Genomic DNA, 23558 nt, shown 5'->3' with positions numbered 1-23558 from the left:
CAGACGTTACTGATCGGTAAGGGGAATCGGCCATGCAGCTCGGGATCAACCTCGGCTACTGGGGTGCCGGAATGGACGCGGACAACCTGGCCGTCGCCCAGGAGGCGGACCGGCTCGGCTACGCCGTGTGCTGGGCCGCCGAGGCCTACGGCTCGGACGCCGCGACGGTGCTCACCTGGGTGGCCGCCCAGACCGAGCGCATCGACGTCGGCTCGGCCATCTTCCAGATCCCCGCCCGTCAGCCGGCCATGACCGCGATGACGGCCGCCACCCTCGACTCCCTCTCGGGCGGCCGGTTCCGCCTCGGCCTCGGCGTCTCCGGGCCGCAGGTCTCCGAGGGCTGGTACGGCGTGAAGTTCGACAAGCCGCTCGCCCGCACCCGCGAGTACGTCGAGATCGTGCGCCGGGCCATGACCCGCGAGCGGCTGTCGTACGAGGGGCAGCACTGGACGCTGCCGCTGCCCGGCGGCCCCGGCAAGCCGATCAAGCTGACCGTGCACCCGAAGCGCGAGCACATTCCGCTGTACATCGCCGCGATCGGCCCGAAGAACCTTGAGCAGACCGGTGAGATCGCCGACGGCGCCCTGCTGATCTTCCCCTCCGCCGACCACCTGGAGGAGACCGCGATCGGGCATCTGCGCGCCGGGCGCGAGAAGGCCGGGAAGACCCTCGAGGGCTTCGACGTCGTCCCGACCCTGCCGCTCGCCCTCGGCGACGACAAGGACGTCAGCGCGCTCGCCGACACCTTCCGGCCCTACACCGCGCTCTACGTGGGCGGCATGGGCAGCCGCAAGCAGAACTTCTACAACCAGCTCGCCCAGCGCATGGGGTACGAGCGCGAGGCCGCCGAGATCCAGGACAAGTACCTGGCCGGCGACAAGCAGGGCGCCGCCGCGGCCGTACCGCACGACCTGATCGACCGGACGACGCTGCTCGGCAGCGTCGACCGGATCGCGGACCGCATGAAGGCCTACGCCGCCGCCGGTGTCACCACGCTGACCCTCGCCCCCGCGGGCTTCACCCTGGACGAGCGGATCGCCGCGCTCCGCGCCGGCACCGAGGCCCTGGAGCGCGCCGGGCTCGCCTGACGCGGGGCGCGTCGCCGAAGTTCCGCGGCCGTGGTGGGGGCTCGGGGGTCCTCCCCGCCACGGCCGTCACGCGGAACAACGCGTCCGCGCGTGCGGGGTTACGCCCTGGCGAGGGCACGCCCTCCTTCGTTCGGCGCACTTCCCCCTCGCACCTGTTGCCGTGTCCCGCGCCGCGCACTTGACTCGTCTTCTGCGGAGACCGCGGACGACGCGCAGCCCTGCGGGATGCGGAGAGGTGTCAGCGATGCTTTCGGCCAAGAGCCTGTTCCAGGAGATCCTCGACAACGACGAGTCGTTCCGGCTCTTCTGCTCCATCGCCGCCGGCGGCGAGTCGCAGGGCGGCTGGGAGAACGCGCGCATCGCGGCGCTGGTACCGGAGAGCGAGCGCGCCCTCGCCCCCAAGATCACGCGGCACGGCGCGGACGAGGACAAGCACGGGCGGATCTTCGGCGCCCTGCTGAGGAAGCGCGGCCTCGAACCCGTCGACGTGCCCCCCGAGACCGACTACACCATGCTCCTGGAGCGCCACGGCATCGGCCTCGCCCACGACAAGCTCAGGGCCGACCGGCCCCTGACCGTGCGGGACGTCATCACCTACCTCGCGCACAGCAGGGTCACCGAGCAGCGCGCGGCCGAGCAGATGGCGATGCTCCTGAAGCACTTCGGGGACCACCCCGACCTGGGGCGGGCCGTGCGCATGATCTCGGCCGACGAGGACAACCACCTCGCCTACTCGCACGAGGAACTGCTGCGCTACGCCGCCGCCGGACACGGCCGCTACATCCAGCGGACGCTGCGCGACTGCGCGCACGCCGAGATCCGCGTCCACCGGGACGTCAGCCTCGCGGTGATGGCCCGCATGGGACGGCTGCTCGGCTGGTCGCGGGCGAGGTCGGCGCTGCTCGCGGCGGGCATCCACGCGGTGTACGCCTACGAGCGGCTGGCCGGCTGGCGCCGGATGGTGACCCTGCGGGCACCGAGCGGCGCGACGCCCTCGGCGGACCCGCGACCGCGGCCCCCGAGCTCGCCTGACGCGCCCCTCGCCCGCCCGGCCCGGCCCCCGGGGGGTGTCGTCTAGAGCCAGCCCCGGCGCTTGAACTGCCTGAACAGCAGCACCTCCAGGACGGCCATCAGCGCGATCACCGCCGGATAGGACCACACCCAGTGCAGCTCCGGCATGTGGTCGAAGTTCATGCCGTAGATCCCCGCGATCATCGTGGGCACCGCGGCCATGGCCGCCCACGCGGAGATCTTCCGCATGTCGTCGTTCTGGCGGACGCTCGTCTGCGCCAGGTGCGCGGACAGGATGTCGGAGACCAGCCGGTCCAGACCCTCCACCGACTCGTTCACCCGCGTGAGGTGGTCGTTGACGTCCCGGAAGAACGGCCGCGCCTTGTCGTTCACGAACGGAACCCCGGCGCCGAACGCCCCCGTCCCGGCCAGGCGGGCCAGCGGCGGCGCCAGCGGACCCGTCGCCCGGCGGAACTCCAGGATCTGCCGCTTGAAGTTGTAGATGCGCGACGCCGTGTGCCGCGAGCCGCCGCCCTCCGGCGAGAAGACCTCCGCCTCCAGTTCCTCCAGGTCGGTCTGCAGCTCGGTGGCCACGTCCAGGTAGTGGTCGACCGCGGCGTCGGCTATCGCGTACAGCACCGAGGTGGGGCCCTTGCCGAGCAGTTCCGGTTCGTGCTCCAGACGCTGCCGCACGGCCTTCAGCGGAGAGCCCTCGCCGTGCCGGACGACGACCACGAACCCGTCGCCCAGGAAGAGCATGAGCTCACCGGTGGACACGGTGTCGCTCTCCGGCTCGTACACCACCGGCTTGAGGACGGCGAACAGCGAGTCCTCGTACACCTCCAGCTTGGGCCGCTGGTGCGCCTTCAGGGCGTCCTCGACGGCCAGCGGGTGCAGCCCGAACTCCTCGGTGACCAGGTCGAACTCCTCCTCCGTCGGCTCGTGCAGCCCGACCCACACGAAGCCGCCCGCCCCGCGCGCCTCGCCGAGCGCGTCGGAGAAGTCCTCGGGCCCGTCCGTCCGGTGCCCGTCCCGGTAGATGGCACAGTCCACGATCACCGAACGCCGTCTCCCCTCGCCCCTTCGTCCTCGCACCGTATGCCGTGCGCCTACCCTGGCCGCATGCCCACGCTGATCCTGGTTAGGCACGGACGTTCCACCGCCAACACCGAGGGGCTGCTCGCCGGCTGGACGCCCGGCGTCGCCCTCGACGAACGCGGCGCCGCTCAGGCCGCCGCCCTGCCCGGGCGGCTCGCCGCCCTGCCGCTGGCCGAGGTCGTCGCCAGCCCGCTGCAGCGCTGTCAGGAGACGATCCGGCCCCTGCTCGACGCCCGCCCCGGACTGCGGGCGCACACCGACGAACGGATCGGGGAGTGCCACTACGGCGACTGGTCCGGCCGCAAGCTCGCCGAACTCAAGGACGAGCCCCTGATGGAGGTGGTGCAGGCGCACCCCTCCGCGGCAGCGTTCCCCGGCGGCGAGTCGATGCGCGCCATGCAGACCCGCGCCGCCGAGGCGGTCCGCGAGTGGAACGCGCGCGTGGAGCGCGACCACGGCGCCGACGCCGTCTACCTCATGTGCTCCCACGGCGACATCATCAAGTCCCTCGTCGCGGAGGCACTCGGCCTCCACCTCGACCTCTTCCAGCGCATCTCCGTCGAACCCTGCTCCGTCACCGCGATCCGCTACACCCGGCTGCGGCCGTTCCTCGTCCGCCTCGGCGACACCGGCGACTTCGCCTCCCTGGCGCCGCGCGAGGAGCCCGCGGAGGGCGACGCCCCGGTCGGTGGTGGTGCGGGCGCACCGTGATCGTCGCCCGCAGTAGGGTGAAGCGATCGCAGCTGTGCCCGCCCCCCGATTCCCGCTTCCCCCGACTTCCCATGGAGACAGGACGTGTCCCGTCAGGTGTTCCTCTACGACCAACCGGATCGCTTCGTGGCCGGCACGGTCGGGCTGCCCGGACGCCGTACGTTCTTCCTCCAGGCCATCGCCGGCCCCCGGGTGACCAGTGTGGCCCTGGAGAAGACGCAGGTCGCCGCGCTTGCCGAACGCATGGACGAGCTGCTCGACGAGGTCGTACGGCGTAGCGGCGGCAGCACCGTCGTACCCGCCGTCGCCCCCACCGAGAGCACCGACACGGCGCCGCTGGACACCCCCATCGAGGAGGAGTTCCGGGTCGGCACCATGGCGCTCGCCTGGGACGGCGAGGACCAGTGCATGATCGTCGAGGCGCAGGCCCTCGTCGAGCTCGAGGCCGAGTCCGAGGAGGATCTGGCGGAGGCCGAGGAACGTCTCCTCCAGGACGAGGAGAACGGCCCTCCGATGCTCCGGGTCCGCCTCACCGGCGCGCAGGCCAGGGCCTTCGCCAAGCGCGCCCTCGACGTCGTCAACGCCGGGCGCCCGCCGTGCCCGCTGTGCAGCCTCCCACTCGACCCGGAAGGACACGTATGTCCGCGCCAGAACGGATACCGCCGCGGAGCGTGACCACCGACGCGGCGGCCGCCGAGCTGCTCGCCCGGGGCGAGCTGACCGTGCGCGGCCGAATCCGTGAGGCGTCCAACGCGGCGCTGTACTGCACGGTGGCGCACGAGGGACGCGAGGCGGCCTGCATCTACAAGCCCGTGGCGGGGGAGCGCCCCCTGTGGGACTTCCCGGACGGCACGCTCGCCCAGCGCGAGGTCGCCGCGTACGAGGTCTCCGAGGCGACCGGCTGGGGTCTCGTACCGCCCACCGTGCTGCGCGACGGCCCGTACGGCGAGGGCATGGTCCAGCTGTGGATCGACGCGGTGCCGGAGTCGGAGCTGCTGGCCCTGCTGGACGCGGAGGAGCCCGGCCCCGGCTGGAAGGCCGTCGCGTTCGCCGAGGTCGGCGAGGGCCGCACGGCGCTGCTCGTGCACGCCGACGACGAGCGGCTGCGCCGGCTCGCCGTCCTGGACGCCGTCGTCAACAACGCCGACCGCAAGGGCGGCCACCTGCTGCCCGCGGCCGGGGAGCGGCTCTACGGCATCGACCACGGGGTGACCTTCCACGCCGAGAACAAGCTGCGGACGCTCCTGTGGGGCTGGGCGGGCGACCCGCTGACCGCGGAGGCCCTGGCGGCGCTCGGCGCCCTGCGGGAGGCCCTCGGGGACGGCGGGCCGCTGGCCGTCCGCCTCGGCGAACTGATCACCCCCGCCGAACTCGACGCCACCCGCGCGCGTGTGGATGCGCTTCTGGAGTCCGGGAAGCACCCGGAACCGAGCGGGGAGTGGCCGGCCATCCCCTGGCCGCCGGTGTAGACGGGGCATTTGCACAGCGGCCGGTATCGCGCAAGAGCGCCTTACCGGCCATCCGGTCCGGTCCGGTTCGTGGACGGTACAGCCGTCCGGTTAGGCTCATGACATGCATGCCTGGCCCGCTTCCGAGGTCCCCGCCCTGCCTGGTCAGGGCCGCGACCTGAGGATCCACGACACCGCGACCGGCGGTCCGGTCACCCTCGACCCCGGTCCCGTCGCCCGTATCTACGTCTGCGGCATCACGCCGTACGACGCCACCCACATGGGACACGCGGCGACCTACAACGCGTTCGACCTCGTGCAGCGCGTGTGGCTCGACACCAAGCGGCAGGTTCACTACGTCCAGAACGTCACCGACGTCGACGACCCCCTCCTGGAGCGGGCCGAGCGGGACGGCGTCGACTGGACCGCCCTCGCCGAGAAGGAGACCGCCCTCTTCCGCGAGGACATGACCGCACTGCGCATGCTCCCGCCCCGGCACTACATAGGCGCCGTGGAGGCCATACCCGGCATCGTGCCGCTCGTCGAGCGGCTGCGCGACGCCGGCGCCGCCTACGAGCTCGAGGGGGACGTCTACTTCTCCGTCGAGTCCGACCCCCACTTCGGCGGCGTCTCCCACCTCGACGCGGCCGCCATGCGGCTGCTGTCCGCCGAGCGGGGCGGCGACCCGGACCGTCCGGGCAAGAAGAACCCGCTCGACCCGATGCTGTGGATGGCCGCCCGCGAGGGCGAGCCCAGCTGGGACGGCGGCTCCCTCGGCCGCGGACGCCCCGGCTGGCACATCGAGTGCGTGGCGATCGCCCTCGACCACCTCGGCATGGGCTTCGACGTCCAGGGCGGCGGCTCCGACCTCGCCTTCCCGCACCACGAGATGGGCGCCTCGCACGCCCAGGTGCTCACCGGCGAGTTCCCCATGGCCAAGGCGTACGTCCACGCCGGCATGGTCGCCCTCGACGGCGAGAAGATGTCCAAGTCCAAGGGCAACCTGGTCTTCGTCTCCCAGTTGCGCCGCGACGGCGTCGACCCGGCCGCCATCCGGCTCACGCTGCTCGCCCACCACTACCGCTCCGACTGGGAGTGGACCGACCAGGTGCTGACGGACGCCGTCGCCCGGCTGGACCGGTGGCGCGCCGCCGTGTCGCGGCCCGACGGCCCGCCCGCCGAGGCGCTCGTCGAGGAGATCCGCGAGGCCCTCGCGAACGACCTGGACTCCCCGGCCGCGCTGGACGCCGTCGACCGCTGGGCGGCCCGCCAGCAGGAGACCGGCGGCACGGACACCGGCGCGCCCGGCGTCGTCTCCCGCGCCGTCGACGCCCTGCTCGGCGTCGCACTGTAGGCACCCGCACACAAGAGGGGGCGCTTCCCGCCGGGAAGCGCCCCCTCTCCAGTTCTTCGCTAGTCCTCCGACGCCTCGTCGTCCCCGCCCGCCTTCGGCGGCTTCGGCGGGTGCGTGCGGCCGCTCGGATTGTCCCGCAGGTACGGCGTCCCGGGCGGGCCCTCACCGCCGTCCGCCGTGGCGTGCCCGCCCGGCCCGGAGCCGCCGTCCCTGCGCCGCAGGTACCGCTCGAACTCGCGGGCGATCGCCTCGCCCGAGGCCTCAGGCAGCTCCGCGGTGTCCCGGGCCTCCTCCAGCGACTGGACGTACTCCGCGACCTCGCTGTCCTCCGCGGCCAGCTGGTCCACGCCGACCTGCCAGGCGCGCGCGTCCTCGGGCAGCTCGCCCAGCGGGATGCGCACGTCGATCAGGTCCTCCAGCCGGTTCAGCAGGGCCAGCGTGGCCTTCGGGTTGGGCGGCTGCGACACGTAGTGCGGCACGGCCGCCCACAGCGACACGGCCGGCACACCGGCGTGCGTGCACGCCTCCTGGAGGATGCCGACGATGCCCGTGGGGCCCTCGTACTTGGTCTCCTCCAGGTCCATGCGGCGGGCCAGGTCGGCGTCCGACGTGGTCCCGCTGATCGGCACCGGACGGGTGTGCGGGGTGTCGCCCAGCAGGGCACCCAGCACGACCACCAGCTCCACGCCCAGCTCGTGGGCGAAGCCGAGCAGTTCGTTGCAGAACGAGCGCCAGCGCATGGACGGCTCGATGCCGCGGACGAGGACGAGATCGCGCGGTTTGTCGCCGCCGACGCGGACCACGGAGAGCCGGGTCGTCGGCCATGTGATCTTGCGGACACCGCCGTCCATGAACACCGTGGGGCGGTTCACCTGGAAGTCGTAGTAGTCCTCGGCGTCCAGCGCCGCGAAGACCTCGCCCTTCCACTCCTTGTCCAGGTGCGCGACCGCGGCGGAGGCGGCGTCACCGGCATCGTTCCAGCCCTCGAACGCGGCCACCATGACCGGGTCGATCAGCTCGGGAACCCCCTCGAGCTCGATCACCCAGCGCCTCCTTCCGACGTGCCCTCGCGTACCCCCCAACCTTACGGCGTGCCGAGGGGCCGCCCGCAGCCCCCTTGCACGGGGGAGTGAACGGATCACTGCCCCGTCGACGGCCCCCGGACACCCCGTCGGGCGCGCGGCCCCGGCCTCGGACGACTCGCCCGGCCCCGGCGGGAGCCGTTCGCGGCCGGCGGGTCCGGGCAGCGCCCCACGTGATGCGGAAGGGGCGCCTCCGTGCGGGGAGGCGCCCCTTCCGTCGCGCAGGGCCGTCCGGCCGTCGGATCTCCCTCCGGCAGCCCTACTTCTCGTCGAGCAGGTCCTGGACCTTCGCGCGGACCTCGTCCGTGGCCAGGCCGCGGATGGTCAGCGTCGTCCGGCGGCGCAGCACGTCGTCCTGCGTCTCGGCCCACTCGTGGTCGCGCGCCCACACGACCTGCGCCCAGATCTCCGGGGCGTCGGGGTGGACCCGCTCGGCCAGCTCCGGGCTCTCGTTGGCGAGCCGGGCGATGTCGAAGGCCAGCGAACCGTAGTGGGTGGCCAGGTGCCGGGCGGTGTCCGCCGCCATCCGCGGGCCGGGCGCCGGGTGGTCCACCAGCAGCCGGTGGGCGACCGCGCGCGGGTTGGCGACGCCGGGCAGCGGCAGCTTCTTCGGCAGCGAGGCGATCGGCTCGAAGTCGTCGCCGAGCGGGTGGCCCGGCAGCGCCTCCAGCTTCTTCATCACCGTGCGGCCGATGTGCCGGAAGGTGGTCCACTTGCCGCCGGCGACGGACAGCATGCCGCCCCGGCCCTCGGTGACGACCGTCTCGCGCTTGGCCTTCGCCGTGTCGCCCGGACCGCCCGGCAGCACGCGCAGACCCGCGAACGAGTACGTGATCAGGTCCCGGTCGAGCTGCTGGTCGCGGATGGAGAACGCGGCCTCGTCGAGGATCTGGGCTATGTCCCCGTCGTTGACCGCGACCTCCCCCGGGTCGCCCTCGTACTCCTCGTCCGTGGTGCCGAGCAGCAGCATGTCCTCCCAGGGGAGGGCGAAGGTGATCCGGTACTTGTCGATCGGGGTGGCGAGCGCCGCCTTCCAGGGCGCGGTGCGCTTGAGCACCAGGTGCGCGCCCTTGGACAGGCGGATGGACGGCGCCGCGTTCGGGTCCTCCATCCGGCGAAGGTGGTCGACCCAGGGGCCGGTGGCGTTGAGCACCAGGCGGGCGTTCACCCCGAACTCGTCGCCCGAGAGCCGGTCCTTCAGCTCGGCGCCGGTGACCCGGCCCTTGGTGAACCGCAGGCCGGTGACCTCGGCGTGGTTGAGGACGACGGCGCCCGAGTCGACCGCCGCGCGCACGGTCATCAGCGCCATGCGGGCGTCGTTCATCTGGTCGTCGCCGTACACGGCCACGGCCTTGAGGTTGTCGGTGCGCAGCTCCGGCACGTCCTGCGCGGCCTTGGCCGGGGAGAGCAGGTGCCCGACGCCGTCGCCGAAGGCGGAGAGCGCCGAGTACGCGAAGACACCGGCACCGAGCTTCGCCGCGCCGTGCGGCCCGCCCTTGTACACGGGGAGGTAGAAGGTGAGCGGGTTCGCCAGGTGGGGGGCCACCTGGCGGGAGACCGCACGGCGCTCGAAGTGGTTCTCCGCCACCAGCTTCACCGCGCCGGTCTGCAGGTAGCGCAGTCCGCCGTGGAGCAGCTTGGAGGAGGCGGAGGAGGTGGCACCGGCGAAGTCACCGGCGTCGACCACGGCCACCCTGAGGCCGGACTGCGCGGCGTGCCAGGCGGTGGAGATGCCGAGGATGCCGCCGCCGATCACGAGAAGGTCGTACGACGCCTTGGAGAGCTGCTCCCGGGTCTCGGCGCGGCTCGGGTTGGAGCCGGAGGCCGGGCGGGTCCCCAGGGCAGGCACGGACTGCAGGGTGGACTGAGTGGTCATTGCGGTTCTTACTCCTCGTCCTCGAGCCAGCCCATGGTCCGCTCGACGGCCTTGAGCCAGCTCTTGTACTCACGGTCGCGGGTCTCCGCGTCCATGCGGGGGGTCCACTCGGCGGCCCGTCGCCAGTTGGCGCGCAGGTCGTCGGTGCTGTTCCAGAAGCCGACGGCGAGGCCGGCGGCGTAGGCGGCGCCGAGACAGGTGGTCTCGGCGACCATCGGGCGCACCACGGGGGCGTCCACGAAGTCGGCGAGGGTCTGCATCAGCAGGTTGTTGGAGGTCATGCCGCCGTCGACCTTGAGGGCCGACAGCTCGACACCGGAGTCCTTCGTCATGGCGTCGGCGATCTCGCGGGTCTGCCAGGCGGTCGCCTCCAGGACGGCGCGCGCGAGGTGCGCCTTGGTGACGTACCGGGTCAGGCCGGCGATCACACCGCGGGCGTCGGAGCGCCAGTACGGGGCGAACAGGCCCGAGAAGGCCGGCACGAAGTAGGCGCCGCCGTTGTCCTCGACCGACAGGGCCAGGGTCTCGATCTCGGCGGCGGTGGAGATCAGGCCCATCTGGTCGCGCATCCACTGCACCAGCGAACCGGTGACGGCGATCGAGCCCTCCAGGGCGTAGACCGTGTCCTGGTCGCCGATCTTGTAGCCGACCGTGGTCAGCAGGCCCGAGTAGGAGTTGATGATCTTGTCACCGGTGTTCATCACCATGAAGGTGCCGGTGCCGTACGTCGACTTCGTCTCGCCCTCGGAGAAGCAGGTCTGGCCGAACAGGGCCGCCTGCTGGTCGCCGAGCGCAGAGGCGACGGGGATGCCGCCGAGCAGGTCGCCGAGCCTGCCGCCCTTGATCTCGCCGTAGACCTCGGCGGAGGAGCGGATCTCGGGGAGCATCTGCAGCGGCACACCGATGGACTCGCAGATCCGCGGGTCCCACTCCATGGTGTGCAGGTTCATGAGCATGGTGCGGGAGGCGTTGGTGACGTCGGTGACGTGCCGGCCGCCGTTCACGCCACCGGTCAGGTTCCAGATGACCCAGGTGTCCATGGTACCGAAGAGCAGGTCGCCCGCCTCGGCGCGCTCGCGCAGGCCGTCGACGTTGTCGAGCAGCCAGCGGGCCTTGGGGCCGGCGAAGTACGAGGCGAGGGGGAGGCCGGTCTCGCGGCGGAAGCGGTCCTGGCCGACGTTGCGGCCGAGTTCCCGGCACAGCGCGTCGGTGCGGGTGTCCTGCCAGACGATGGCGTTGTGGACGGGCTCGCCGGTGTTCTTGTCCCAGACCAGCGTCGTCTCGCGCTGGTTGGTGATGCCGATGGCCTTGATGTCGTCACGGGTGACGCCGGCCTTCTCGACCGCCCCGGCGACGACCTCCTCGACGTTGGTCCAGATCTCGGTGGCGTCGTGCTCGACCCATCCCGGCTTGGGGAAGATCTGCTCGTGCTCCTTCTGGTCGACGGCGACGATGCGTCCGTCGCGGTCGAAGACGATGCAGCGGGAGGAGGTGGTGCCCTGGTCGATGGCGGCGATGAAGGGGCCTGCGGTGTGGGCGTCGGTCACTGTGTGCTCCTGGGATTCCGTGGTGGGACGGCCGGTGCTACGGCGCGTGTGCTGCGGCTCGATGATGGCCGAGCGGATACCCGCTCAGGCGAACGCGACGTTGTAGACACCTCCCGCGATCGCTCCGCCGATGAGCGGACCGACGACCGGGATCCAGGCGTAGCCCCAGTCGGAGCCGCCCTTGTTGGGCAGGGGCAGCAGCGCGTGGACGATGCGCGGGCCGAGGTCGCGGACCGGGTTGATGGCGTAGCCCGTCGGACCACCGAGGGACAGACCGATGGAGACCACCACGAACGCGGTGACCAGGGCGCCCAGGGTGCCGAGACCGTTGCCCTCGTCGTTGAGGCCCTGGGTGAGGATGGCGAGCAGCAGGACGAAGGTGCCGATGATCTCCGTGGCGAGGTTCTGCACCACGTTGCGGATCTCGGGACCGGTCGAGAAGATGCCCAGCACGGGGCCGGCTCCGGTCTCCTGCGCCTCGACGGCCTTGGCCGTCGTGTCCTGCGCGCCCGGGCCTCCGACGATCTCACGGTCGGTGAGGTGCGCCTGGAACTGGCCGTAGTAGGCGACCCAGACCAGGACCGCGCCGATCATGGCTCCGAGCAGCTGGCCCGCGAGGTAGGTCGGGACGTTGCCCCAGTCGCCGTCCTTGATCGCGATGCCGACCGTCACGGCCGGGTTGAGGTGCGCGCCGGAGAGCGGACCGGAGATGTACGCCGCCGTCATCACGGCGAAGCCCCACCCGAAGGTGATGGCGAGCCAGCCGGCGTTGCGGGCCTTCGAGGCCTTGAGCGTCACGGCGGCGCAGACACCGCCGCCGAGCAGGATGAGTATGGCGGTACCGATGGTCTCGCCGATGAAGATGTCGGAGCTGGACACCCGCGACTCCTTTGTCCTTCGTCCAGGGGAAGCCGAACCCCGGGTCCCTCCGGGTGTTCCGGCGCCCTCGGTGTGAGAGCGATGGCGGCCCTTGGCGTTGTCACACTCTAACGCGCATTACCGGTAAGTGTTCGACAATGCCGACCGATGGACGGGAGTCTTGCCTGGCGTCACGGGTGCGTCAAGAGTTCTGTAATCGAAAGCACGATCGTTATTGATCGCCGCTGCCTATCGGTGCCGCGGACGGGGTGCCGGGCTCCTGCCGGCAGGCGTCCGCGGGCGGGTACGACGAGGGGCCGGAACGCGCCCGGCGTCCGGCCCCTCGTGTGCGTGCGCGCCTCAGAACCGCCCGGCGCCCAGGTCCCGCGACACCGCGCGGGCGCAGTCCCGTACCGCCGCGATGAGCTCCGGCCGCAGCGCTCCCTCTTCGTCGGACCGGCACAGCCGCTCCACGGCGCCGGTGATGCCGACCGCGCCGACCGGCATGCGGCGCCGGTCGTGGATGGGGGCGGCGATGGACGCGACGCCCTCCCACGTCTCCTCCACGTCGGCCGCGTAGCCCCGCGCGCGCGTGATGTCGAGGATGTGCTCGAAGCCGTCCGGCTCGCAGACGGTCCGGTCGGTGAACGCCTTGCGCTCGGCCTCCAGCGCCTCGCTGTGCGCCACCGGGTCGTACGCCGACAGCACCTTGCCCAGGGCGGTGGAGTGCAGCGGCTGCATGGCCCCGATCTCCAGGACCTGCCGGCTGTCGTCGGGCCGGAAGACGTGGTGGACGATCAGCACGCCCTGCTGGTGCAGGACGCCGAGATGGACGCTCTCGCCGCTGGACCGGGCGAGGTCGTCCGTCCACACCAGGGCGCGCGCCCGCAGCTCGTGCACGTCGAGGTAGGTGGTCCCCAGGCGCAGCAGCTCGGCGCCCAGCTGATAGCGCCCGGAGGCCTCGTCCTGCTCCACGAAGCCCTCCTGCTGGAGCGTGCGCAGGATGCCGTGGGCGGTGCCCTTGGCCAGACCCAGCGACGAGGCGATGTCCGACAGGCCGAGCCGCCGCTCGCCGCCCCCGAGCAGGCGCAGCATCGCGGCCGCCCGCTCGAGCGACTGGATGTTCCGTGCCATCGACGTACTGCCTCCGTCCCCTTCGACTGCCGACCTCGGCGTCGCTGACGTCGTTCGGCAATGCCGAACACTACCGGTCCATGCCGACCTCCCGCTAATGGTCGGCGGGCAACTGTTGCATCCGGACCGCGTTCCGGACGGGTCCCGGCTGTCCGGAACGCGGCCGTCCCCCGGCGTCGGATCGGTGGCGGGATTCGTCCCTTCGGGTGTGCGCGTCACCCCTGGGGGAAGGCATCCGGCCCTCCATCCTCGTCCGTCTCGTGGACGCCCCGACCACCGGCCCCGGCTCCCGGCTACCCTGGCGACGTGCGTTCTCCCCGGGACGTTCTGGACGGACGGCACCGGGCAGCGCAAAGCCGACAGCCGTCGCATCCTAGGGAGCCCCTTCATGGCCTCGTCGCCGTCCACCCCGTCCGCCGACACCCGGACCCGTGTGTCCGCCCTCCGTGAGGCACTCGCCACCCGTGTGGTGGTCGCCGACGGGGCGATGGGCACCATGCTGCAGGCGCAGAACCCCTCGCTCGACGACTTCCAGCAGCTGGAAGGGTGCAACGAGGTCCTGAACCTGACCCGGCCCGACATCGTCCGCTCGGTGCACGAGGAGTACTTCGCCGCCGGCGTCGACTGCGTGGAGACCAACACCTTCGGCGCGAACCACTCCGCCCTCGGCGAGTACGACATCGCCGAACGCGTCCACGAGCTGTCCGAGGCCGGCGCCCGGGTCGCCCGCGAGGTCGCCGACGAGTTCGCCGCCCGCGACGGCCGGCAGCGCTGGGTGCTCGGCTCCATGGGCCCCGGCACCAAGCTCCCCACCCTCGGCCACGCCCCGTACACCACCCTGCGCGACGCCTACCAGCGCAACGCCGAGGGCCTGGTCGCCGGGGGCGCCGACGCCCTGCTGGTGGAGACCACGCAGGACCTGCTGCAGACCAAGGCCTCCGTGCTCGGCGCCCGGCGCGCGCTGGACGCCCTGGGACTCGACCTGCCCGTGATCGTGTCGGTGACCGTCGAGACCACCGGCACCATGCTGCTCGGCTCGGAGATCGGCGCCGCGCTCACCGCGCTGGAGCCGCTCGGCATCGACATGATCGGCCTGAACTGCGCCACCGGCCCGGCCGAGATGAGCGAGCACCTGCGCTATCTGGCCCGGCACTCCCGCATCCCGCTGTCCTGCATGCCCAACGCCGGCCTGCCCGTCCTCGGCAAGGACGGCGCCCACTACCCGCTGAGCGCGCCCGAGCTGGCCGACGCGCAGGAGACCTTCGTCCGCGAGTACGGCCTGTCCCTGGTCGGCGGCTGTTGCGGCACGACCCCCGAGCACCTGCGGCAGGTCGTGGAGCGCGTCCGCGACCTCACCCCCGGCGAGCGCGACCCGCGCCCCGAGCCCGGTGCCGCCTCCCTCTACCAGACCGTGCCCTTCCGCCAGGACACCTCCTACCTGGCGATCGGCGAGCGCACCAACGCCAACGGCTCGAAGAAGTTCCGCGAGGCCATGCTGGCCGGCCGCTGGGACGACTGCGTGGAGATGGCCCGCGACCAGATCCGCGAGGGCGCCCACATGCTGGACCTGTGCGTCGACTACGTCGGCCGGGACGGCGTCGCCGACATGGAGGAGCTGGCCGGACGCTTCGCGACCGCCTCGACGCTGCCGATCGTGCTGGACTCCACCGAGGTCGACGTCCTGCGCGCCGGGCTGGAGAAGCTCGGCGGCCGTGCGGTGATCAACTCGGTGAACTACGAGGACGGCGCCGGACCCGAGTCCCGGTTCGCCAAGGTCGCGGGGCTCGCCCGGGAGCACGGCGCCGCGCTGATCGCGCTGACCATCGACGAGGAGGGCCAGGCCCGCACCGCCGAGAAGAAGGTCGAGATCGCCGAGCGCCTGATCGAGGACCTCACCGGCAACTGGGGCGTCCACGAGTCGGACATCCTCGTCGACTGCCTGACCTTCACCATCTGCACCGGCCAGGAGGAGTCCCGCAAGGACGGCCTGGCGACCATCGAGGGCATCCGCGAGCTGAAGAAGCGGCACCCGGACGTCCAGACCACGCTCGGCCTGTCCAACATCTCCTTCGGCCTCAACCCGGCCGCCCGCATCCTGCTGAACTCGGTCTTCCTGGACGAGTGCGTCAAGGCGGGGCTGGACTCGGCGATCGTGCACGCCTCCAAGATCCTGCCGATCGCCCGCTTCGACGAGGAGCAGGTCACCACCGCCCTCGACCTGATCTACGACCGCCGCCGCGAGGGCTACGACCCGCTGCAGAAGCTGATGCAGCTCTTCGAGGGCGCCACCGCCAAGTCGCTGAAGGCGTCCAAGGCCGAGGAACTGGCCGCGCTCCCGCTGGAGGAGCGCCTCAAGCGCCGCATCATCGACGGCGAGAAGAACGGCCTCGAGAGGGACCTGGACGACGCCCTGAAGGAGCGCCCGGCCCTCGACATCGTCAACGAGACGCTCCTGGACGGCATGAAGGTCGTCGGCGAGTTCTTCGGCTCCGGCCAGATGCAGCTGCCGTTCGTGCTCCAGTCCGCCGAGGTCATGAAGACCGCGGTCGCCCACCTCGAGCCGCACATGGAGAAGACCGACGACGAGGGCAAGGGCACGATCGTGCTGGCCACCGTCCGCGGCGACGTCCACGACATCGGCAAGAACCTCGTCGACATCATCCTGTCCAACAACGGCTACACCGTCGTCAACCTCGGCATCAAGCAGCCGGTCTCCGCGATCCTGGAGGCCGCCGACGAGCACCGGGCCGACGTCATCGGCATGTCCGGACTCCTGGTCAAGTCCACGGTGATCATGAAGGAGAACCTGGAGGAGCTCAACCAGCGGGGACTGGCCGCCGACTACCCCGTCATCCTCGGCGGCGCCGCCCTCACCAGGGCGTACGTCGAGCAGGACCTGCACGAGATCTACGACGGCGAGGTCCGTTACGCCCGCGACGCGTTCGAGGGGCTGCGCCTGATGGACGCCCTGATCGGCATCAAGCGCGGGGTGCCCGGGGCCAAGCTGCCCGAGCTGCGCCAGCGCCGGGTGCGGGCCGCCACCGTCGAGGTGGAGGAGCGGCCCGAGGAGGGCCACGTCCGCTCCGACGTCGCCACCGACAACCCCGTCCCCACCCCGCCCTTCCAGGGCACCCGCGTCGTCAAGGGCATCCAGCTCAAGGAGTACGCGTCCTGGCTCGACGAGGGCGCCCTCTTCAAGGGCCAGTGGGGCCTGAAGCAGGCCCGCACCGGCGAGGGACCCACGTACGAGGAGCTCGTCGAGACCGAGGGGCGGCCCCGGCTGCGCGGCCTGCTGGACCGGCTCCAGACGGAGAACCTGCTGGAGGCCGCCGTGGTCTACGGCTACTTCCCCTGCGTCTCCAAGGACGACGACCTGATCGTCCTGGACGACGCCGGCAACGAGCGCACCCGCTTCACCTTCCCCCGCCAGCGGCGCGGCCGGCGCCTGTGCCTGGCCGACTTCTTCCGCCCGGAGGAGTCCGGCGAGACCGACGTCGTCGGCTTCCAGGTCGTCACCGTCGGCTCCCGGATCGGCGAGGAGACGGCCCGGATGTTCCAGGCCAACGCCTACCGCGACTACCTCGAGCTGCACGGACTGTCCGTCCAGCTCGCCGAGGCCCTCGCCGAGTACTGGCACGCGCGCGTGCGCTCCGAGCTCGGCTTCGCCGGTGAGGACCCGGCCGGGATGGAGGACATGTTCGCCCTGAAGTACCGGGGCGCCCGCTTCTCCCTCGGCTACGGCGCCTGCCCCGACCTGGAGGACCGCGCCAAGATCGCGGACCTGCTCCGGCCGGAGCGCATCGGTGTCCACCTCTCGGAGGAGTTCCAGCTCCACCCCGAGCAGTCCACCGACGCCATCGTGATCCACCACCCGGAGGCCAAGTACTTCAACGCCCGCTGACGCCGGTACGGGGCCTTCCGCACCGCTGCGGGCGTCACACCAGGCGTTCCGGTTCGGCACGACGTACACTGGTCGGTCCACTGCAGGCCGGTTCCCTTCGTGGGAACCGGCCTGATCGTCCCTCAAGGAGGTACGTGGATGACCAGTACGGTCCCCGCGCTCGGAACCCGCACGGCCGAAGGCTCAGCCCTCCAGGCGGTGCTCCTCGACATGGACGGCACCCTGGTGGACACCGAGGGCTTCTGGTGGGACGTCGAGAAGGCGGTCTTCGCCTCGCTCGGCCACACCCTCGACGACTCGTGGCGCCACGTGGTGGTCGGCGGTCCCATGACCCGCAGCGCGGGCTTCCTCATCGAGGCCACCGGGGCCGACATCTCGCTCGCCGAACTCAGCGTGCTGCTCAACGACGGCTTCGAGGAGCGCATCGGCCGCACCCTGCCCCTCATGCCGGGCGCGGCCCGGCTGCTCGCCGAGCTGGCCGAGCACCGGATCCCGACCGCCCTGGTCTCCGCCTCGCACCGGCGCATCATCGACCGCGTCCTGACCTCGCTCGGCCGCCACCACTTCGCGCTCACCGTCGCCGGCGACGAGGTGCCGCGCACCAAGCCCCACCCCGACCCCTACCTGGCCGCCGCCGCCGGACTCGCCGTGGACCCGGCCCGGTGCGCCGTGGTCGAGGACACGGCGACCGGAGTCGCCGCCGCGGAGGCCGCCGGCTGCCACGTCGTGGCCGTCCCCTCGGTCGCCCCCATCACCCCGGCCGCCCGGCGCACCGTCGTCGGGTCACTGGAAGAGGTCGACCTGTTCTTCCTGCGCGGCCTGATCACCCACGTGGGCTGAGCACGCGCCCACGCGTGCGGAGCCGTCGGCCCGGCCGTGTGCGCGAACGCCCCGGCCGGACCGGGGCCGCGCACGGAGCGTGAAACCGGACGCGCGGACGGCCGGTTTACGACGGCCACCGAACCCGCTCACATGTGACGTTCACCACGCAATCAGGGGTCGACAGGCGCGTTCGGCTGTGCAGATTCGTCCCAGGAGAACGTTGTCGGCGCGCCCTTGTGTCCCGATTGGTGAAGCGCTGCACTAATCCTTCCGCTGTCGGGTTTTCGGTGTGTCCGCGCCCGGTTTCGCTCTGTGATGAGCCCTCAACTCCGGGGGCTGCGGGCCTCCGTGCGGGCGCGGACTAATCTCGTCGCGAGAACCTCGGCCACTACCCCCGTGATCGGCCAGCGACACCCCTGCATGCCGCATACACGGACCGACAGCTCTGGAGAAACTCGAGCATGAACCGCAAGACTTTGGTGCTGCCGGCCGTCGTCGGCCTGCTCGCCCCGGTACTCGCCGCCTGCGGCGGGTCCGACGGAGGCAGCGGCGGCGGGGACGCGATCGTCGTCGGCACCACGGACCGGTTCACCGCCTCGGAGGAGGCCCCCGCGCCCCTCGACCCGGCGTACGCCTACGACGTCGGCTCCTGGAACCTGCTGCGTCAGACCGTGCAGACGCTGATGATCCAGCCGCGCGGCGACGGCCAGCCGGTGCCCGAGGCGGCCGAGAAGTGCGACTTCACCGACACCGGCAACGAGCGCTACGCCTGCACCCTGCGTGACGGACTGAAGTTCGCCAACGGCGACCCCGTCACGGCGGCCGACGTGAAGTTCTCCATCGAACGCGCCCTGTCCATCAAGGCCGACAGCGGTGTGTCCTCCCTGCTGTCCACCGTCGACACCGTGGAGACCCAGGGCGACCGCGAGGTCATCTTCCACCTCAACACCGCCGACGCGACCTTCCCGTTCAAGCTGTCGACGCCGGTCGCCGGCATCCTCAACCCCGACGACTACGACAAGGGCAAGCTGCGCGCGGGCTTCGAGGTGGACGGCTCCGGTCCGTACACCATGAAGTCCGAGGTGAAGGACGGCGAGCTGACCAAGGCCGTGTTCTCCAAGAACCCCTCCTACAAGGGCGCTCTCACGGTGAACAACGACAAGGCCGAGGTCGTCTCCTTCGCCGACGCCGACAGCATGGGCACGGCGCTCGCCAAGGGCGACATCGACGTGATGTCCCGCGCGATGACGCCGGACCAGATCCAGAAGCTCGCCAACGCCACGGGCACCGACGTCGACCTGGTCGAGATGGCCGGTCTCGAGATCCGCTACCTCGCCTTCAACACCAAGGCCCCGAGCGTGCGGACCAAGGCCGTCCGGCAGGCGGTCGCCCAGCTCATCAACCGCAGCGAACTGGTCTCGAGCGTCTACGGCTCGCAGGCCGAACCGCTGTACTCGCTGGTCCCGGCCACCATCACCGGCCACTCGAACTCGTTCTTCAACAAGTACGGCGACCCGAGCGTCGAGAAGGCCAAGTCCCTGCTGGAGTCCGCCAACGTCTCCACGCCGGTGAAGCTGACCCTGAACTACACCACCGACCACTACGGTGCGGCCACCGAGCAGGAGTTCGAGCATCTGCAGAAGCAGCTCAACGACAGCGGCCTGTTCCAGGTCGACGTCAAGGGCACGCCCTGGGACAAGTTCCGGCCGGCCGAGCTGAAGGGCGAGTACGACGTCTTCGGCATGGGCTGGTTCCCCGACTTCCCCGACGCGGACAACTTCCTCGCGCCGTTCCTCGACAAGGGCAACATGCTGAACTCGCCCTACGCGAACACCGAGGTCATCAACCAGCTCATCCCGGAGTCCCGCCGCGAGGCCGACCGGCTGTCCGCCCGTGACAGCCTGACCGAGATCCAGAACCGCGTCGCCGCCGACGTCCCGATGATCCCGCTGTGGCAGGGCAAGCAGTACGTCGCGGCCCGGGACGACATCACCGGTACCGCCTACGTCCTCAACTCCGCCTCCTCGCTGCAGCTGTGGGAGCTGGCCCGCGGTGTGAGCGGCTGACCGCACCCGGCCCCCGGCGCCCGCCGCGCCGTACGAACCGAAGGGCGCCCTCCTCCCCAGTGGAAGAGGGCGCCCTTCGGGCTTCCCGGGCCGGGGCCACCGCGAGACGGTGGCGCCGGCTGCCGCGGGCCTACTGCGCGCCGGGGCGCACCAGCCCGCTCTCGTACGCGTACACGGCTGCCTGCACCCGGTCGCGCAGCCCCAGCTTGGTCAGCACATGCCCGACGTGCGTCTTCACGGTGGTCTCGCTGACGAACAGGTCGGCGGCGATCTCCGCGTTGGACAGGCCACGCGCCACCAGCTTCAGGACCTCCACCTCACGGTCCGTCAGCGTGTGCAGGGTGTCCGGCACCGGCTCGTCGCCGGAGGGCAGGTGGGTGGCGTACTTGTCGAGCAGCCGCCTGGTGATGCTCGGCGCGAGCATCGCCTCGCCGTTCGCCACCACGCGGATCGCCTGCACCAGTTCATGGGCCGGGGCGTCCTTCAGCAGGAACCCGCTGGCACCCGCCTTGAGCGCCTCCACGACGTACTCGTCGAGGTCGAAGGTCGTCAGGACCAGCACCTTGGCCGGACCGTCCCGCTCCGGGCCGGTGATCTGCCGGGTCGCCTCCACACCGTCCATCCGCGGCATGCGGATGTCCATCAGCACCACATCGGGCTGCAACGCCCGCACCTGGTCCAGAGCCTGAAGGCCGTCTCCGGCCTCGCCGACGACCGCGAGGTCCTGCTCCGCCTCCAGAATCATCCGGAAGCCCGTGCGCAGCAGCGGCTGGTCGTCGACCAGTAGGACGCGGATGGCCACGTAAGTCTCCTTCGCTAGTCCGGCCCCATTCTGCCCTGCTCGGTGGTGCCCGACTCGGCCGCCCTCACCGGCAGCGGATAGGGCGGGGGAGTACCGCCGAACTCCGGGCAGTGCGCCTGGTGGTCGCACCAGCCGCACAGCTTGGTGGGACGCGGCCGCCAGTCACCGGTCTCGGTGGCGAGCCGGATGGCCTCCCACAGAGCCAGCAGCTTGCGCTCGACCCGCTCCAGGTCGGCGACGACCGGGTCGTACGTGAGGACGTCACCGCTGCCGAGATAGACGAGCTGGAGCCGCCGCGGGACGACCTTCTTCAGCCGCCACACCACCAGCGCGTAGAACTTCATCTGGAACAGCGCGCCCTCGGCGTACTGCGGCCGGGGCGCCTTGCCCGTCTTGTAGTCGACGATCCGCACCTCGCCGGTGGGGGCCACGTCGACCCGGTCGATGATGCCGCGCAGCCGCAATCCGGACTCCAGGTCGGCCTCGACGAACAGCTCCCGCTCGGCGGGCTCCAGCCGGCTCGGGTCCTCCAGCGTGAACCAGCGCTCGACGAGCCGCTCCGCCTCGGCGAGCCAGCCGGCCATCCGCTCGCCCTCGGGGTCGTCCGCGAACAGCTCCCCGACCTCGGGCCGGGTCTCCCGCAGGCGGTCCCACTGCCCGGGGATCAGCGCCTTGGCCCGCGGCGGCGTGCGCTCGGCCGCGGGTGCGTCGAAGAGCCGCTCGAGCACCGCGTGCACCAGGGTGCCCCTGGTCGCCGCCTCACTGGGCTTCTCCGGCAGCCGGTCGATCACCCGGAACCGGTACAGCAGCGGGCACTGCATGAAGTCGCCGGCCCGCGACGGCGAGAGCGAGGCGGGCGCCGTGGCCACGGACACGGGCGGCCGCGGGCCGGCGGCCGCCGACGCGCCCTGGACCGTGTCCGCCGTCTCCGCCACTGCCGCTGCCGCCGGGGCGGGGCCGCCGGCGTCCTCCGCGACATCCTCGATGCTCGTCTCCATGTCCACAGACCTTACGGCCCGCCACCGACAGTGACCCAGTCGCGGCCGTGACCCGCGCGAGGGACGGGGAAGCACAGGGTGCCGGGGCGGAAGGGGCCGCGACGGCCGCATACCATCGACATCAGACCCTCCCGCACCGCAGGCGCGGGAAACGCTTCGAACGAGGGGACACCGTGGACGTGAGCGGCGGGAGCGGGCACCCGCGGTCCGGCAACGACGAGCCGGCCGGTCCCCACGCGGGGTCCCCGGCCCCGGACCCCGTGCACCCGGAGCCCACGGCTGCCGACACGCCCGGGGAACGGCCTTCGCACCCGGGGGAGGGCCCCGCGGAACAGTCACGGACAGTAGGCCAGGAGGGCGAGGACACCGGAGGCCGGACGGACCCGCCGGCGGCCGCTCCTTCGGACGGGTCCCCCGCCGAGGACGCCGCCGCACGGAACGAGCCGGGGAAGGACACCCCGCACGCGCCCGCACCGCAGCACCCCGCTTCCGACGGCCGCCCGCCGGAGGCCGGCACCCCGCCGGCGGGCCCGGCACCCCACCACCACGCCCGTTCCGAGGCCCACACCGGCGCCGGCCCGGGACGGCCACCGCAGCGCCGCCCCGAGCCTGGAGGCGGGCTGCTGATGGGGCGGCCCTTCGGCGTGCCCGTGTACGTCGCGCCGAGCTGGTTCCTGGTCGCCGCGCTGATCACCTGGGTGTTCGGCGGCCAGCTCGACCGGGTCCTGCCCGAGCTCGGCGCCGCACGCTACCTGGTCTCCCTCTTCTTCGCGGTCGCGTTCTACGCCTCCGTCCTCGTCCACGAACTGGCGCACACCGTGGCCGCCCTCCGCTTCAAGCTCCCGGTGCGCCGCATCCAGCTCCAGTTCTTCGGCGGCGTCTCCGAGATCGAGAAGGAGGCCGAGACCCCCGGCCGCGAGTTCGTGCTGGCCTTCGTCGGCCCGCTGCTCTCCCTGGTCCTGGCCGGCGTCTTCTACCTCGCCCTGCTGCCCGTCGAGCCGGGCACCGTCCCCGGCGTCCTGCTCGCCGGCCTGATGATCTCCAACCTCATCGTGGCGGTCTTCAACCTGCTCCCCGGCCTCCCCCTGGACGGCGGCCGGATGCTCCGCGCCGTCGTCTGGAAGATCACCGGCAAGCCGATGACCGGCACGGTCGCCGCCGCCTGGGTCGGCCGGGCACTCGCCGTCTCCGTCCTGATCGGGCTGCCGCTGCTCACCCAGTCCGGCACGCTCGGCTCCGGCGCCGTGGACAACGTGGGCATGGACACCCTGATGGACGCCCTGCTCGCCGCGATCCTGGCCGCGATCATCTGGACCGGCGCCGGCAACAGCCTGCGCATGGCCCGCCTGCGCGAGCACCTGCCCGAGCTGCGCGCCCGCGCCCTCACCCGGCGGGCGGTCCCCGTCCCCGCCGCCACCCCGCTCTCCGAGGCCCTGCGCCGCGCCAACGCGTCCGGAGCCCGCGCCCTGGTCGTCGTCGACGCCGAGGGCCGGCCGGTCTCCCTGGTCCGTGAGGCCGCCATCGTCGGCGTACCCGAGCACCGCCGCCCCTGGGTCCAGGTCAGCGAGCTGGCGCAGGACCTCACCGAGGGCATGCGCGTCTCGGCCGAGCTGTCGGGCGAGGAGCTCCTCGACGCGCTGCGGGCGTCCCCGGCCACCGAGTACCTGGTGGTCGAGGAGACCGGCGAGATCTTCGGCGTGCTGTCCGCGGCGGACGTGGAGCGTGCCTTCGTCAAGGCGATGGCGCGGCCGAGCTGAGCACG

At 71.9% G+C, this 23558-nt stretch carries 17 protein-coding genes and 1 pseudogene; 10 read left to right on the top strand and 8 right to left on the bottom strand.

Annotated elements, in window-relative coordinates:
- Positions 1-32: 32 nt before the first annotated feature.
- Entirely contained in the window at positions 33-1088 is a 1056-nt protein-coding gene (locus AC0VYN_RS24985) for an LLM class F420-dependent oxidoreductase (RefSeq protein ID WP_386925509.1), read from the top strand.
- Between the two features lie 244 nt (positions 1089-1332).
- Positions 1333-2120 (top strand): annotated as a pseudogene (locus AC0VYN_RS24980) (ferritin-like domain-containing protein).
- A 42-nt stretch (positions 2121-2162) separates the two neighbouring features.
- Here AC0VYN_RS24980 and corA read toward each other — a convergent pair.
- Positions 2163-3158, bottom strand: a complete 996-nt coding sequence (gene corA / locus AC0VYN_RS24975) for a magnesium/cobalt transporter CorA (protein WP_385472817.1) — start codon at positions 3156-3158, stop codon at positions 2163-2165.
- A gap of 63 nt (positions 3159-3221) precedes the next feature.
- Here corA and AC0VYN_RS24970 point away from each other — a divergent pair, with 63 nt between their 5' ends.
- The 4 genes from AC0VYN_RS24970 (at position 3222) to mshC (ending at position 6710) form a co-directional block, all read left to right on the top strand.
- Positions 3222-3908: a histidine phosphatase family protein gene (locus AC0VYN_RS24970; protein ID WP_451686915.1), complete on the top strand. Its 687-nt coding sequence runs from the start codon at positions 3222-3224 to the stop codon at positions 3906-3908.
- Positions 3909-3992: 84 nt separating this feature from the next.
- Entirely contained in the window at positions 3993-4583 is a 591-nt protein-coding gene (locus AC0VYN_RS24965; protein ID WP_475532773.1) for a DUF3090 domain-containing protein, read from the top strand.
- Entirely contained in the window at positions 4547-5377 is an 831-nt protein-coding gene (locus AC0VYN_RS24960; protein WP_475532772.1) for an SCO1664 family protein, read from the top strand. Before AC0VYN_RS24965 ends, AC0VYN_RS24960 begins: the two co-directional genes overlap by 37 nt.
- Positions 5378-5480: 103 nt before the next feature.
- The gene (gene mshC, locus AC0VYN_RS24955) at positions 5481-6710 is read left to right on the top strand and encodes a cysteine--1-D-myo-inosityl 2-amino-2-deoxy-alpha-D-glucopyranoside ligase (RefSeq protein ID WP_475532771.1); all 1230 of its coding nucleotides are present in this window, start codon (positions 5481-5483) and stop codon (positions 6708-6710) included.
- A 59-nt stretch (positions 6711-6769) separates the two neighbouring features.
- Here the strand turns inward: mshC and AC0VYN_RS24950 are convergent, their stop codons facing one another.
- From AC0VYN_RS24950 to AC0VYN_RS24930, 5 genes are all read right to left on the bottom strand, one after another.
- Positions 6770-7753 (bottom strand): PAC2 family protein, encoded by a 984-nt coding sequence (locus AC0VYN_RS24950; RefSeq protein ID WP_475532770.1) that lies wholly within the window; start codon positions 7751-7753, stop codon positions 6770-6772.
- Positions 7754-8051: 298 nt separating this feature from the next.
- Entirely contained in the window at positions 8052-9668 is a 1617-nt protein-coding gene (locus AC0VYN_RS24945) for a glycerol-3-phosphate dehydrogenase/oxidase (protein ID WP_475532769.1), read from the bottom strand.
- An 8-nt stretch (positions 9669-9676) separates the two neighbouring features.
- Positions 9677-11215 carry a glycerol kinase GlpK gene (glpK, locus tag AC0VYN_RS24940; RefSeq protein WP_385459670.1) on the bottom strand — a complete coding sequence of 513 codons (1539 nt, stop codon included), beginning with the start codon at positions 11213-11215 and terminating at the stop codon, positions 9677-9679.
- Between the two features lie 84 nt (positions 11216-11299).
- Positions 11300-12094 carry an MIP/aquaporin family protein gene (locus tag AC0VYN_RS24935; RefSeq protein ID WP_385459668.1) on the bottom strand — a complete coding sequence of 265 codons (795 nt, stop codon included), beginning with the start codon at positions 12092-12094 and terminating at the stop codon, positions 11300-11302.
- Between the two features lie 339 nt (positions 12095-12433).
- Positions 12434-13207 (bottom strand): IclR family transcriptional regulator, encoded by a 774-nt coding sequence (locus AC0VYN_RS24930; protein ID WP_385459666.1) that lies wholly within the window; start codon positions 13205-13207, stop codon positions 12434-12436.
- A gap of 388 nt (positions 13208-13595) precedes the next feature.
- Between AC0VYN_RS24930 and metH the strand changes: the two genes are divergently transcribed.
- The 3 genes from metH to AC0VYN_RS24915 all read left to right on the top strand — a co-directional run bounded on the left by metH (position 13596) and on the right by AC0VYN_RS24915 (position 19996).
- Positions 13596-17108: a methionine synthase gene (gene metH, locus AC0VYN_RS24925; protein ID WP_475532768.1), complete on the top strand. Its 3513-nt coding sequence runs from the start codon at positions 13596-13598 to the stop codon at positions 17106-17108.
- 138 nt (positions 17109-17246) lie between these two features.
- Entirely contained in the window at positions 17247-17948 is a 702-nt protein-coding gene (locus AC0VYN_RS24920; protein ID WP_475532767.1) for an HAD family hydrolase, read from the top strand.
- 443 nt (positions 17949-18391) lie between these two features.
- A complete protein-coding gene (locus AC0VYN_RS24915) occupies positions 18392-19996 on the top strand; it encodes an ABC transporter substrate-binding protein (protein WP_475532766.1) in 1605 nt (534 codons plus the stop codon).
- A 130-nt stretch (positions 19997-20126) separates the two neighbouring features.
- Here AC0VYN_RS24915 and AC0VYN_RS24910 read toward each other — a convergent pair whose 3' ends face one another.
- Both AC0VYN_RS24910 and AC0VYN_RS24905 read right to left on the bottom strand, forming a co-directional pair.
- The gene (locus AC0VYN_RS24910) at positions 20127-20798 is read right to left on the bottom strand and encodes a response regulator (RefSeq protein WP_385459658.1); all 672 of its coding nucleotides are present in this window, start codon (positions 20796-20798) and stop codon (positions 20127-20129) included.
- A gap of 14 nt (positions 20799-20812) precedes the next feature.
- The gene (locus AC0VYN_RS24905; RefSeq protein ID WP_475532765.1) at positions 20813-21796 is read right to left on the bottom strand and encodes a RecB family exonuclease; all 984 of its coding nucleotides are present in this window, start codon (positions 21794-21796) and stop codon (positions 20813-20815) included.
- A 173-nt stretch (positions 21797-21969) separates the two neighbouring features.
- On the opposite strand from AC0VYN_RS24905, the gene AC0VYN_RS24900 reads away from it, so the two are divergent.
- Positions 21970-23553: a site-2 protease family protein gene (locus AC0VYN_RS24900; protein ID WP_475532764.1), complete on the top strand. Its 1584-nt coding sequence runs from the start codon at positions 21970-21972 to the stop codon at positions 23551-23553.
- Positions 23554-23558: the final 5 nt, after the last annotated feature.

Source organism: Streptomyces sp. 63XJN7_1_ISO-PGPR-S23-121, from assembly GCF_056173025.1.
This window is presented reverse-complemented; position numbering and strand designations above follow the sequence as displayed.

Excerpts from the sequence above, each read along its gene's own strand:
- AC0VYN_RS24985 (WP_386925509.1), top strand. The coding sequence starts at position 33 with ATGCAGCTCGGGATCAACCTCGGCTACTGGGGTGCCGGAATGGACGCG.
- AC0VYN_RS24970 (WP_451686915.1), top strand. The coding sequence starts at position 3,222 with ATGCCCACGCTGATCCTGGTTAGGCACGGACGTTCCACCGCCAACACC.
- AC0VYN_RS24960 (WP_475532772.1), top strand. The coding sequence starts at position 4,547 with ATGTCCGCGCCAGAACGGATACCGCCGCGGAGCGTGACCACCGACGCG.
- mshC (WP_475532771.1), top strand. The coding sequence starts at position 5,481 with ATGCATGCCTGGCCCGCTTCCGAGGTCCCCGCCCTGCCTGGTCAGGGC.
- AC0VYN_RS24945 (WP_475532769.1), bottom strand. The coding sequence starts at position 9,668 with ATGACCACTCAGTCCACCCTGCAGTCCGTGCCTGCCCTGGGGACCCGC.
- AC0VYN_RS24930 (WP_385459666.1), bottom strand. The coding sequence starts at position 13,207 with ATGGCACGGAACATCCAGTCGCTCGAGCGGGCGGCCGCGATGCTGCGC.
- metH (WP_475532768.1), top strand. The coding sequence starts at position 13,596 with ATGGCCTCGTCGCCGTCCACCCCGTCCGCCGACACCCGGACCCGTGTG.
- AC0VYN_RS24920 (WP_475532767.1), top strand. The coding sequence starts at position 17,247 with ATGACCAGTACGGTCCCCGCGCTCGGAACCCGCACGGCCGAAGGCTCA.
- AC0VYN_RS24915 (WP_475532766.1), top strand. The coding sequence starts at position 18,392 with ATGAACCGCAAGACTTTGGTGCTGCCGGCCGTCGTCGGCCTGCTCGCC.
- AC0VYN_RS24905 (WP_475532765.1), bottom strand. The coding sequence starts at position 21,796 with ATGGAGACGAGCATCGAGGATGTCGCGGAGGACGCCGGCGGCCCCGCC.